This window comes from Vitreimonas sp. (assembly GCF_036392335.1).
Taxonomy (GTDB): Bacteria; Pseudomonadota; Alphaproteobacteria; order Caulobacterales; family Aquidulcibacteraceae; genus Vitreimonas.
Window position 1 is genome coordinate 1 of the sequence record NZ_DASVYD010000057.1, and the last position, 12759, is coordinate 12759.

Below are 12759 nucleotides of genomic sequence, written 5' to 3' on the forward strand. Positions count from 1 at the left end.
GGTAAAGGCTGAGATAGCTCTCGAGCGCCAGCGATGTCTCGGCGAAGAGCTTTTCAGCGAGGTCGGCGTCGCCGCCGCTGGCGAGCACTTCGAAGGCGGTGAAGATTTCCGTGGCCATGCGCGCGACGATGAGCGGATCGCCGCCGTGAAAGCCATCTTCGCCGCGCGCCCAGCGCGCGGCCAGATGCGCCGCGATTTGGGCGTTGGCGTTGTCCTTCAGCGCGCGCAATTCCCGCGTGGAGGCCATCAGGTAGAAGAGCGGCGGATAGGCCGGATTTTCGCCCATTACCGCGCGCATGGCGCGCATCACTTCTCGGTGGCGCGCCCGCCAGGACGGCCAGCGTTTGGTGTCGTCTGATATCGCGGCCACTTTGAGATGCAGCTGGCTCACCAGGCCTTCAAACATCTCCTTGTAGATGGCTTGGACGTTGGGGAAGTAGCGATAGATCGAGCTCACCGGTACGCCAGCTTCGGCCGCGATCGTGCTTGTGGTGATGCTTTCCAGAGGCGTGTTGGCCAGCAGATGCGCGGTGGCCTCCAGGATGCGTTGGATCCGCTCGCGCGCGCGTTTCTGCGTCGGCGAGGTGCGGCGCTCCAGGGAGGTCGCGTCCTGCGTCGGGCGTTGCGTCACGACTTCTCCAATTCCGATCTCAAACCAGCGGGCGCACAACGCTGGGCGAGATGCGCCAAAATCCCTACGGCAGCCAGATAATCGAACCTAGCGCGACCGTCACGCTTGCCAAACAGAAAAATATTCCGTTTCATCATTTGTAGCGCGCGCTATTTCAGCGTCGCTCATGGCGGCCGACGCCGGACCGGCAGCCACGGGGGGATTAACGCCGGGCGGGGGTCCATCGTGAGCACCAATTATCTGAAGCTTGTTCTGCTGGCTGGCGCAGCCGTCGCCGCGGCGCCCACGGGCTTGGCGTATGCGCAAGACGCGTCGGAAGAGATCGTCGTGACCGCGCAGCGGCGCGAGCAGGCGCTGCAGGATGTGCCGATCACGCTGCAAGTGGTGACGGCGGAGACGATCGATCAGCTCGCGGCCGACGATATCGGCGATATGTCGGCGTTCGTGCCGGGCCTGGCGGTGTCCAATAGCAGCCCCACGCAAGCGCGCTATTCCATTCGCGGCGTGACGACCTCCGATTTCGGCGTCGGCACTGATCCGGCCGTCGGCGTCTATGTCGACGGCGTGTATGCGGCGCGCTCCGGGGCCGGATTGCTCGCGTTTTCCGACGTGGCGCGCATCGAAGTGTTGAAGGGGCCGCAGGGCACGCTGTTTGGCCGCAACAGCGCGGCTGGCGCGGTGTCGATCACGACCAACCAGCCCAGCGATGAATTCGAAGCACGCCTGGGCGTACGCTTCGGCGAGTATGAAAAGCGCCGTCTCGAGGGCCTGATCAATCTGCCGCTCGGCGAGAGCTTGGCGCTGCGCCTGAACGGCGTGGTCAATCAGCGCGACGGGTGGCTGACCGACGGCGTCACCGGCGAGGATTATGATCGCGAGGAAAATTGGGCTGTGCGCGGCGCGCTCCGTTGGGAGATCTCGCCGGCGACGCAGGCGACGTTGTCCTACACGCACGATGACGTCGATCAGGACGCGCGCCCGGCGATTGGCATCGTCGATGTGTCAGGCCCCGGCTTGCCGCCCGTGCCCGCCGATCCCAACGCCTACACAAATCCGTTCACCAGCACGATTTTCAACGACGCGATCGACAATCACGAAACGCGCGAGCTGGACGAAGTGACTTTGAACATCACCCACGAATTTGGGGACATGACGTTCACATCGCTGACCTCGGCGCGCCATTTCGAAACCGAGAACCGCGAAGACGAGGACGGCACAAATCGCATCGATCTCTATTTCGACACCAACAATCGCGAAGACAACGATTCCTTCTACCAGGAATTCCGCTTGGCGGGCGGGACGGAGGCGATCGATTGGATCGCCGGCGTGTCGTACTATGATGAAACCGCGCGCCAGCGCAGCGACACGTTCGCGAACACGAGCAGCATCAACAATACGTTGGCCAATGCCGTTGGCATCACGCCATTCCAAGACCTCGAAGACGCGCTGATCTTCTTTGGCGTGCCGGCGACGGTGATGGGGCTGGGCTGGAGCGAGGATATGATCAATCGCGGCGAGTTCGGCGCCACCGCCGCGTTCGCGGACGTGATTTGGCACGCCACTGATCGGCTCAATCTGACCTTCGGCCTGCGTTACACGCGCGATGAGAAGACCTTCGCATGGCTGAACAATCCGCGCGTCGCGCCCGAACTTGACGCCACACTGGCGGCGCTCGTGGATCTGGCGGTCATCGACCAGGCGACCGCCGACGCGTTCCAATTCGATGTCGTCTTCGACATGAATGGCTTCGCCGGCGTCGCTTGCGATAATGGCGTCACCGTCGCGGAGGGGGTGACGTGCGAACTGTCGGACGAGTGGGAGAATGTGAGCCCACGCTTCGTGGCGGATTATCGCATCAGCGACGATGTGATGGTGTTTGCGTCCTATGCGCGGGGCTACAAGGCCGGCGGCTTCAACAGCGTCCAGCCTGGCTCGCGGTTCGACAATGAGGACGTCGACAATATCGAGATCGGCGTGAAGTCCGAATTCGACAACGGCCTGATCTTCAACCTCTCTGCCTTCAGCTATCTCTACGAAGGCAAGCAATCGATCAGTCTGGAGACCGTCGGCACAATCCAGCAATATGTGACGACCACGAGCGACGATGAGGCATGGGGGCTCGATGCGCAATTGAATTGGTCGCCCACCGAGGCGTTCAACCTCTTCGTCAACGCCCAATACATCGACGCGACGTTCAAGAACAAGGTCACCGGCGGCGGCGACGATCTGTCGGGCCAGCCGACGGGCGAGCCCTATTGGTCATGGTCGGGCGGGGTGTCGTATCAATTCGACTTTGCGAACGCCGGCACGCTCGATCTGTCGTTGGTGCACGCCTATCGCGGCGAAGGGCGCTGCAATGACGACTCGATCGCGCAAGGCAATTGCAGTCCGAACCCAATGTTCGACCCGAGCGAAGCACAGAACCGCACCGATTTCCGCGCCTATTGGCGCGATCAGAGCGAACGGATTCAGCTTGGCCTCTTCGTCAACAATCTGTTCGACGAGCAATATGTGACGGGCATCAACAACATTACGGCCGCCAGCCTCGGCACGCCTTTTGTGGGCATCACCGAGCCGCGTATGTGGGGCGTGGATCTCACCTACACATATTGAGGCTTGCCTCGCAGCACGGAGGCAATGTCGCCTTTTGGGATTCTTCGGTCGACGGCGCAGGCGAGGCAGCTAGCCCAACTTCGCCTGCGTCCAGTATCGAAGTTCAAATCGAAAGCTCTACGTCCCCCTCAACCACCTCTTGCCGCAACGCAGGCCGCTCGCCTCGCGCCCAGCGCGCGACGCGGTGCACGACGCGGTAGCGCAGCGGGCCGCCGTCTTCTGTCTCGGCGCGCTCAAAGGGCGGCGGAATGCAGACGAACTCCGTCTCCAACTCATCCGGCGAAGCGCGCACTGTGGCGTAGCCGTATCCGCCGTAATCGGCGAATGTGAGGTTTGGTGAGACGTCGGGATTTCGCACAGCGCGGGCGGCGGCAACATCGCCAGTCTCCTGAAGCGTGAGTGACGAGCGCACGCCGTGCAATATCGTCATGTTGGTCGCGCACTGCTTCGCGCCATCGGGCATGTCACGGATGTAGAGCGCGCGGTAGGGGTGATCCGAGCGCATGCCATTCGCCACCACTTCGGCGTGACCCTGGGCCGTGATCGAGCCGGTGATGAATTCCACGCCGACGGGGTCGAACGGGCGTGGCGGCAAGGTCTTGCAGGGATAGCCTGCCCAAAACGAATGCTTGTCGCCGGCGACGACCGTAAAGCCGGTGATGCCTTCTTGGCGGACCATGTCGAAGATTTCGCCGTGCTCGACAGCATATCCCGCGTTGAACACGGCGTACCCGTCATCGGGCCAACGCTCGTTGAGCGGCGCAGGAAGGTTCTGTGGGTCGGCTCGGAAAGTGAGCGTGCCCAAGGAGTGACCCCATATCTTCCAGGGCGCGGACGAGGCGCGCAGGCGATCCTTGAACCACGCGATTTGATCGAGGCCCAGATACGCATCTGGCGTGGCGTTGATACACTCGTTCGGAATTTCCTCGGCGCCGAAGCGTATGGTCGCTGGGGGCGCGCCGCCATTGTACTCGCGTCCCTGGTCAATGATGTCGAGCGCCGTTTCGGGCAACATGTTGGGCGGCAAGCTCGCTTCGAACCAAGTGTTTTGCGGGTTTGGTCCCGCCTTATAGGAACGGTTGTCGGTGAGGATCAGTTCGGCGTTCTTGCCGAAACGAAATGCGCGGTGAATTCGTAGCGCCTGGATCGCGGTGAGATTGTTGGGTTCGCGACTGAGGCCGCGCGCGTCAAAGTCTGATGGCGGCGTATCCGTCACGGCGGGCGCCTCGAACGCATCGCCGACCCCTGGTTTGGCGACGCGCGCCGGCTGGTATTCGTACCAGGCTTGGCTTGCAGCGACCTTCAACGTTTGCGCCGGCTCCGGCGGATCGTTGAAGATTTGCCACTGGCTTTGGAAGCCGTTCCACGAAAATTCATGATTGTCCCACACAGGCACGAACGGCCAGCGTGCGCGCGCATCCTGTAGATCGGGATCGGTGAGATAGGCGCGATAGATGGTCCGATAATCGCCAAGATCGGTCGGGAAGTGGAAGTTGCGCACCTTCTTGCCGTTCGGGTACCGGAAGAGCGCGCGCAGGCGACGGCCGCGATCTCGTCCGTCGGGTGCGTCTTCTGGGTATTTAACAATTTCATAAATGAAGTCGCCCAAATGCAGCACGAATCCGAGCTGCTCGGCGCGCGGACGGCGCACGTCTTCGTAGATCATTCGCCTGTAGGCATTGAGGGCGCCGATGGTCGGGTCCTGGCAACTCACGAACGCGAAGCGCACCGGGCGATCGTCATGCTCCGCTGGCGCGGTGAGCGTGCGGCCGACGCGGCTCATGTTTCCCGCCTCGTCGACAAAGCGATACCAATATTCACGCGCGGGCCGCAGACCCGCGGCAAGGAAGCGGCAGGTCCAGTCGGTCGCCGCGTTCACCTCCACATCGCCACGGGCGACCACGCGGGAGAACGCCTCATCGCTCGCAATCTCGACGACAAGGCGGTGTGCGCTCACGCCTTCATCCGGCTCACGGCGCGTCCACAAGATGATGCTGTCCGGCGCAGGATCGCCGGAAGCCACGCCCTGAGGGTAGAGGTCGCGCCGTTCGGTACGGGGTCCCGACGGCGCGTGCGCGCAGCTTTGACCGAAAGCGAGCGCAGCGCCTAGGGCGGCCGCTTGCTTCAAGAGCGTCCGGCGTGTCGATGCTGCGCCCATTGTGATGTTTCTCCCCATGATCGCGGCGCGTAGGGGGCGCCCCGCGCGCGCTGAGGAGCAATCAAAGATCGACAGAGCGGAGGGGATAGGCGACCGGTTTCGCCGATCAACAGACAGCCGCCACCCTGTTTACGGCGGTCAAGCCGTAAAGGCCGCCACCGGGAAGGTGCGTACGCCGGGGCGCAGCCTCCCTTACTGCAAGGGCGGGTTCATGGTTCGCCCCAAACCCGGCGCGCCGTGTCGGCGACGAGTGCGAGTTTCTTCCATTGCTCGGCCTCTGTAATGTCATTGCCGTGCTCTGTGCTGGAGAAGCCGCATTGCGGGCTGAGGCAAAGGTTTTCCAGCGGCGCATAGCGCGCGGCCTCGTCGATCCGCGCGAGCAGTTCTGTCTGCGGTTCAAGCGCCGCCCGCTTCGAGGTGACGAGGCCTAGCACGGCGATCTTGTGCTTGGGAAGGAACCGCAAGGGCGAGAAGTCGCCAGAGCGTTCATCGTCGTACTCAAGAAAATACCCGTCGACATTCATCTCGTTGAAGAGGATCTCGGCGACGGGCTCGTAGCCACCCTCCGCGAACCAGGCGCTGCGAAAATTGCCGCGGCAGAGGTGCACGCAGACGCATAGATCGCTGGGTTTGTCGCGCAGCGCCGCATTGATCAGCGCGGCATAGGTGCGCGGCAATTGATCGGGATCATCGCCGCGTTCGCGCGCACCTTGGCGCATCTTCGGATCGCACAGATAGGCGAGATTAGTATCGTCCAACTGCATGTATCGACAGCCCGCTGCGTAGAGGGCGGCGATCTCGTCGCGATAGCATTGGGCGAGGTCTTCAAAGAAAAGATCGAGATCGGGATAGGAATGAATGTCGATCGCTGCGCGACCACCGCGGAAATGCACCATGGTAGGTGAGGGGATCGTGATTTTGGGCGTATGGGCGACATGCGCTTTGAGGAACTTGAAATCCTCCACCTGAATGTCCCGCGCATGTCTGAGGCGCCCTGTGACGCTCAAGCGCGGCGGCGTGAAGTGCACGGTTTTCTCCGCATCGGAATTGGCGGCGATCGCGCCTTCGACGCTCACGCCGTCGAGACGTTCGAGAAAGTCGAGGTGGAAGTAGGCGCGCCGGAGCTCGCCGTCTGTCACGGCGCGAAGGCCGATCGCCTCCTGCGCCGCAATCACGCGCTTGATCTCAACATCTTCGATCTCGCGCAATTCCGCGAGAGTCATGGCGCCTTCGGCGGTCTTCTTCCGGGCGGCGAGCAAAGAAGGGGGACGAAGCAAGCTGCCCACATGGTCTGCGCGAAACGGCGGTGATCGGCGTGTCATAAATCTTCCTCCCGGCTTATGTGCATTCCAGGATGAGCATGGCGGCGCCGCTATTTCGCAATGCACCATGCAGCCAATCCGAAAAAGCTATTGAATATAGCAATAACCTCCGCTATGGCGGAAGGCAATAAGCATAAGAACCAGGGAGGCTGCGCGTGGAATTCCAACGCCTTAATCCGCTGACTCAGAACGTTGCGAGCACCGCCCGGGCGATGAGCGTCGTTGAAGCGATCTCTGTTGCAGAACGGGCGGAAGCCGCCTCGGCGGTATGGGCCGCGACAGGTCCGAACGTGCGGCGCGCCTGCTTGATGAAAGCTGCGGCGGCTCTGGAAGCGCGGGCTGAAGATTTTGTTCGCGCGATGATGGACGAGATCGGCGCAACCGAGGGGTGGGCGCGCTTCAATCTCATGCTGGCCGCGTCCATGGTGCGCGAAGCGGCTTCCATCACAACGCAGATTGCGGGTGAAGTCATTCCGTCCGACAAGCCGGGCTGCCTGGCGATGGCGCTTAGGGAGCCGGTCGGGGTCATCCTAGGGATCGCCCCTTGGAATGCGCCCATCATTCTGGGCGTCCGTGCGATCGCGGTGCCGCTCGCGTGCGGCAATGCCGTAATTTTGAAGGCGTCCGAGACGTGTCCGCGGACGCATGAATTGATTGTGGAGGCGTTTGGCGAAGCTGGCTTTCCGGAAGGCGTGGTCAATGTCGTCACCAACGCGCCGAAGGACGCAGGCGAGATCGTGGGCGCCCTCATCGATCACCCGGCCGTAAGGCGGATCAATTTCACCGGCTCGACTGCCGTCGGCCGCATTATCGCGCGCAAGGCCGCCGAGCAACTGAAGCCATGCCTGCTGGAACTCGGCGGCAAGGCGCCGCTTTTGGTGTTGGAGGACGCCGATCTTGACGAAGCGGTGAAAGCCGCCGCCTTCGGCGCCTTCATGAATCAAGGCCAAATCTGCATGTCGACCGAGCGCATTATCGTTGTCGACGCGATCGCCGACGCGTTCGTGGAGCGGTTTGGGGCCAAGGCAAAATCGCTTGCGGTCGGCGATCCGCGCGAGGGCAAGACACCGCTGGGCGCAGTGGTTGATCAACGCACGGTGCGACATGTCAACGAGTTGATCGCTGACGCGCGCGCAAAGGGCGGCAGCATTGTGGCCGGTGGGGAGGCCGAGACGGTGCTGATGCCAGCCAGCGTCGTCGATCACGTCGACAAGAGCATGAAGATCTACAGCGACGAAAGTTTTGGGCCGATTGTGGCCATCATCCGCGCGCGCGATGAGGCGCACGCCGTAGCCCTGGCCAACGACAGCGCCTATGGCCTCTCGGCATCCGTATTTACGCGCGATATCGCGCGGGGCTTGCGTATCGCGCGCCAAATTCGTTCCGGCATCTGCCACGTCAATGGACCCACGGTGCATGACGAGGCGCAGATGCCGTTTGGCGGCGTAGGCGCCTCGGGTTACGGCCGCTTCGGCGGCAAAGCGGGCATCGATCAATTCACTGAACTGCGTTGGATCACGATCGAGACGCAGAGTGGGCAATTTCCTATCTAAGAAATAGAGGATTTTACGCATGACGAGCAAATCGGCTCGCGCCAAACCGAGCGCGGCGCAACCCAGCGAACGCGCAGAGGTCGATACGGTGGCTTTCGATGTCGTCGAGGGTATCGCCTGGGTTCGGTTCAATCGCCCGGAAAAACGCAATTGCATGAGCCCCAAGCTTAATCGCCAGATGATGCGCGTGCTCGATGAGCTTGAGTTTCGCGATGATGTGCAGGTGCTTGTGCTTACAGGCGAAGGGGCTGCGTGGTCGGCGGGGATGGATCTCAAGGAATATTTCCGAGAGACCGAAGCTGGCGGACTGGGTGCGGTGCGCCAGGCGCAGCGCGAAGCCTATGGTTGGTGGCGTCGACTTCGTTGGTATCAAAAGCCGACGATTGCGATGGTCAATGGCTGGTGCTTCGGCGGCGGCTATGGGCCTTTGTTTGCATGCGACTTAGCCTTTGCGGCAGATGATGCGCAATTTGGTCTCTCCGAGATCAATTGGGGTATCTTGCCGGGCGGCGGCGCGACCAAGGTGGCGCGGGAGCTCATGCCTTTTCGCCGCGCGATGTATCACGCCTTGATGGGGGAAAACATCGATGGCCGGACGGCCGTCGAGTGGGGGCTCGTCAACGAAGCCCATCCGGGCGAGCGGTTGCGCGCGCGCGTCGAGGAAGTGGCCAAGGTGCTTTCTCAAAAGAATCCCGTGGCGCTCAAGGCGGCCAAGGACGCCATGCGCCGCGTTGGCGAGATGACGTACGACAACGCCGAAGATTATCTGGTGCGCGCGCAAGAGGCGGCCAATTCCTTCGACGACCATGGTCGAAAGGAAGGCATCAAGCAATTCATAGATGATAAGACCTATAAACCGGGTCTCGGCGCCTATGATAAGAAGCGCACCTGAGTCCAAAGATGCGTAAGGGCCCGGTGAGCTTGAATCTGGATCGGCTGCTGTCGCCGCGATCGGTGGCGATCGTGGGCGCGTCGGCGTCTCCCGGCGCGTTGGGCGCAAGCGTTTTGGACAATCTCGTGCGCGGTGGTTTCGAGGGTGAGATCTATCTCATAAACCCCAAACGCGCCGAGATTGGCGGCCGTCTCTGTATCGGCTCCATTGATGAGCTGCCCGACGGGGTGGATGCAGCTGTATTGGCTATCCCCAAAGCTGGCGTTCTGGAGGCGGTGGAGGCGCTGGCGCGCAAACGTGTTGGCGGCGCCGTCATTTTCTCGGCGGGTTTTGCCGAAGGCGGCGCGGAGGGCTTCAGCGAGCAAAAGTCGCTTGCGACGACTGCTGACGATGCTGGGATGGCGCTTCTTGGCCCTAATTGCCTGGGTTTCGTCAACAATGTGGCTGGGGTTGCACTCACCTTCGTGCAGACACCCGCGGCGCAGCTGAAAGAGGGGCGATGCGCGGCTTTGGTTTCGCAAAGCGGCGCGATGGCGGCGGTCCTGTGCGCCAATCTGGCGGCGAAGGACGTTGGCGTCACTCTGTCTGTTTCCACCGGCAACGAAGCATCGAGCGGCGTTGAAGACTACCTTTCCTATGTCCTGGAGCACGGGCGCGCCGACGTGATTGGGATGATCGTCGAGCAATTCCGCGATCCGCCGCGCTTTCTCGAACTTGCGCGCGCCGCGCGCGCCGCGGGCAAATCCATTGTGCTGCTTCACCCTGGACGCAGCGCCGCCGCACGTCTTTCAGCGGCCACACATACAGGCGCCATGGCTGGCGATTATAGCGTCATGCGCGCCTTGACTGAGCGCGCCGGCATCATCGTCGCAGAGACCGTAGAGGAATTATCGGACCTCATCGAGATCGTTGTGCGAGGGCCTTCGCTCAGGTCGTCTGGCGTTGCGATTTTGACCGAATCTGGCGCGTTCAAGGCGCTTTCTCTGGACTTGGCGGAAAGCGTTGGCCTCTCTTTGCCGGCGCTCAGCGACGCGGATGCCCCGGCGTTGCGCGCGGCGCTGCCTGGCTTTGTCCCCGTCAGTAATCCTGTTGATTTGACGGCGCAGGCCTTGGTTGATCCCGGCCTCTATGGCCGCGCTATCGCCGCCCTATGTGGCGATGATCGCATCGGCGCCATCGTTCTTGGCATCATCCAGACCGACACGCCGACCTGTGACCTCAAACTGCCAGCCATCATAGACGCGCTTGAGCGATCCAAGCCTACAAAGCCAATTATCTATTCTGGCCTTGATGATGGCGCGCCTGCGCCAGCGCATTATTTGGCCCGCCTGCGCGCACTGGGCGCGAGCGCTCTGCCGAGCGCCGAGCGCGCGATCCGGGCACTGGCGCGTCTTGCTGTGCAAAAGCCGACGGTGCGCGCTGGCGAACCCGCAAAATCTATCGCCATCAATCTACCCGCCCGCAGCGGCGTCATCGCCGAACACCAAAGCAAGGCAATACTTCGCGCAATCAGACTGCCTTGCCCGGAGGGCCGTCTCGCGACAAGCGCCGAAGCGGCGGCGGACGCCGCCGAGGCGCTTGGCTTTCCCGTCGTGTTCAAGGCGCAGTCATCGGCGCTCTCGCACAAGAGCGATGCGGGGGGCGTCACGCTCAATATCGCCTCGCGCGCCGAGGCTGTGGCTGCGTGGGAGAGTATCCTCGCCAACGTCAAGGCCTACGATGCCTCCATCAAACTTGATGGCGTGCTGGTGGAGCGCATGGGCGCGCGCGGCATTGAGATGATTCTGGGCGCCAGGCGCGATCCTGCGTGGGGGCCGGTGCTGTTGATTGGCTTCGGCGGCGTACAGGCCGAAGCGCTTCGCGATTTCCGGGTGCTGGCGCCCGATCTCTCGGATGGCGAATTCGTCTCCGAGATATTGAAGTTACGCGCGGCGCCTCTGCTCACGGGCTTCCGCGGCGCTCCGCCGGCCGCGATTGAGGACTTGGCGGCGCTCGCCGTGCGGCTTGGCGCGTTGATGCTGCAAGAGCCGCGTATCGCCGAGATCGATCTCAATCCCGTCGTGGTCCATCCGCGGGGGCAGGGCATAAGCGTGCTTGATGCATTGATGTCGTTGGAGGGTCCACGATAGCGCGTTGAGCAGGCAGCGTGGAGCCGCGCAAAGACGGCATGCGCACGAGAGGGGAGAGGAAAGCATGAACCGCGATCCGAGCGAGATCATCGCCGAAGAGCGCATGGGCGCATTTCAGATCGCGGCCGTGGTCATTTGCGTTCTGTTGAACGCGGTGGATGGCTTCGACGTCTTGTCGATAAGCTTTGCGTCTCCAGGGATCGCCGCGGATTGGGGTGTCGATCGGGCGGCGCTCGGTTTGGTCCTATCCATGGAATTGATCGGCATGGCGTTGGGCTCCGTGCTGATTGGCGGACTGGCCGATCGTATCGGGCGACGACCCATCATCATCTTGTGCTTGCTCATCATGGCCGCGGGCATGATTGCGGCAGCCTTCGCCCATGATGTCGTCTCATTGTCGGCTTATCGGTTGGCGACGGGATTGGGCATTGGCGGTATGCTGGCCTCCGTCAACGCGATCGTCGCGGAATATTCGAACGATAAGCGTCGCCACCTTTGTGTAACGATCATGGCGGCAGGCTTTCCCATTGGCGCTGTCGCCGGCGGCGCTGTCGCCTCGCAGATGCTCAACCATTATTCCTGGCACGCGGTCTTTCTTCTCGGCGCCGGGTTCACGCTGGCGCTTTTGCCCGTCGTGCTCTTCATGCTGCCGGAATCGGTGGCCTACCTTGCGAAGGCGCGCCCGAAGCGGGCGCTCGAGCGCATCAATTCCACGCTGAAGCGCATGGGCCATCCGACAGTGGATGCACTGCCTCAAATCGAGGCGCGGGCAGTGAAAGCGGAGGGGCTCTTCTCGAAGCGTTGGCGCAGCCTCCTGGCGCTGCTGACGATTGCGTACTTCGCGCACATCATGGCGTTCTATTACATTCTCAAATGGATCCCGAAAATCGTCGCGGACATGGGATTCTCGCCTCCTTTGGCGGGCGGCGTGCTGGTGTGGGCCAATGTGGGCGGCGCAATTGGGGCCGTCGTACTCGGACTTTTCAGTCAGCGCTTCGACGTGAAATGGCTTGTCGCTGGCGCGTTGGTCGCCTCCGCGGGCATGCTCACCGTGTTTGGTTTGGGTTATGAGACGTTGGCGCAATTATCATTCGTCGCTGCGGCTGCGGGCTTTTGCACCAATGCGGCGGTGGTGGGACTTTACGCTCTAATGGCAAGCTATCTGCCGACTGAAGTGCGCGCCGGCGGCACTGGCTTTGTCATCGGCATGGGCCGAGGCGGGGCCGCGCTTGGCCCTGTTGTAGCGGGCGTTATGTTCGCGGCAGGCTCCGATCTGCTGCAAGTCTCGGTGGCGATGGCGGGCGGGTCGGTGCTCGCACTCGCAGCATTGATTGCGTTGCGCAAGCCACAGGCAATCTGAACTTCGTCGTAAGCGACGCGAATATATTGCGTCATTTCGTTTGTTATGAAAGATAGCAATAAAGAATAGCAAAAGGCTCTCCTCCGAGAGAGCGGTGAAGG

8 protein-coding genes are annotated in these 12759 nt (G+C 62.1%); 5 read left to right on the forward strand and 3 right to left on the reverse strand.

The genetic code is table 11. The features are described from left to right. Nucleotides 1-631: TetR/AcrR family transcriptional regulator (locus VF769_RS12905; RefSeq protein WP_331008826.1), on the reverse strand; the 631-nt coding region annotated here is incomplete at its 3' end. A gap of 225 nt (nucleotides 632-856) precedes the next feature. Between VF769_RS12905 and VF769_RS12910 the strand changes: the two genes are divergently transcribed. Next, nucleotides 857-3244 carry a TonB-dependent receptor gene (locus VF769_RS12910; RefSeq protein WP_331008827.1) on the forward strand — a complete coding sequence of 796 codons (2388 nt, stop codon included), beginning with the start codon at nucleotides 857-859 and terminating at the stop codon, nucleotides 3242-3244. Nucleotides 3245-3347: 103 nt separating this feature from the next. Here VF769_RS12910 and VF769_RS12915 read toward each other — a convergent pair whose 3' ends face one another. Together VF769_RS12915 and VF769_RS12920 are read right to left on the reverse strand one after the other, a co-directional pair. Beyond that, nucleotides 3348-5402: an alkaline phosphatase D family protein gene (locus VF769_RS12915; protein WP_331008828.1), complete on the reverse strand. Its 2055-nt coding sequence runs from the start codon at nucleotides 5400-5402 to the stop codon at nucleotides 3348-3350. 209 nt (nucleotides 5403-5611) lie between these two features. Further along, nucleotides 5612-6724: a 5-methyltetrahydropteroyltriglutamate--homocysteine S-methyltransferase gene (locus VF769_RS12920; protein ID WP_349258142.1), complete on the reverse strand. Its 1113-nt coding sequence runs from the start codon at nucleotides 6722-6724 to the stop codon at nucleotides 5612-5614. 155 nt (nucleotides 6725-6879) lie between these two features. Between VF769_RS12920 and VF769_RS12925 the strand changes: the two genes are divergently transcribed. The 4 genes from VF769_RS12925 (at nucleotide 6880) to VF769_RS12940 (ending at nucleotide 12658) form a co-directional block, all read left to right on the forward strand. Beyond that, the gene (locus VF769_RS12925) at nucleotides 6880-8277 is read left to right on the forward strand and encodes an aldehyde dehydrogenase (RefSeq protein WP_331008830.1); all 1398 of its coding nucleotides are present in this window, start codon (nucleotides 6880-6882) and stop codon (nucleotides 8275-8277) included. 19 nt (nucleotides 8278-8296) lie between these two features. After that, a complete protein-coding gene (locus VF769_RS12930) occupies nucleotides 8297-9169 on the forward strand; it encodes a p-hydroxycinnamoyl CoA hydratase/lyase (RefSeq protein ID WP_331008831.1) in 873 nt (290 codons plus the stop codon). Nucleotides 9170-9177: 8 nt separating this feature from the next. Further along, nucleotides 9178-11298, forward strand: a complete 2121-nt coding sequence (locus VF769_RS12935; protein ID WP_331008832.1) for an acetate--CoA ligase family protein — start codon at nucleotides 9178-9180, stop codon at nucleotides 11296-11298. A gap of 64 nt (nucleotides 11299-11362) precedes the next feature. After that, the gene (locus tag VF769_RS12940; RefSeq protein ID WP_331008833.1) at nucleotides 11363-12658 is read left to right on the forward strand and encodes an MFS transporter; all 1296 of its coding nucleotides are present in this window, start codon (nucleotides 11363-11365) and stop codon (nucleotides 12656-12658) included. Nucleotides 12659-12759: the final 101 nt, after the last annotated feature.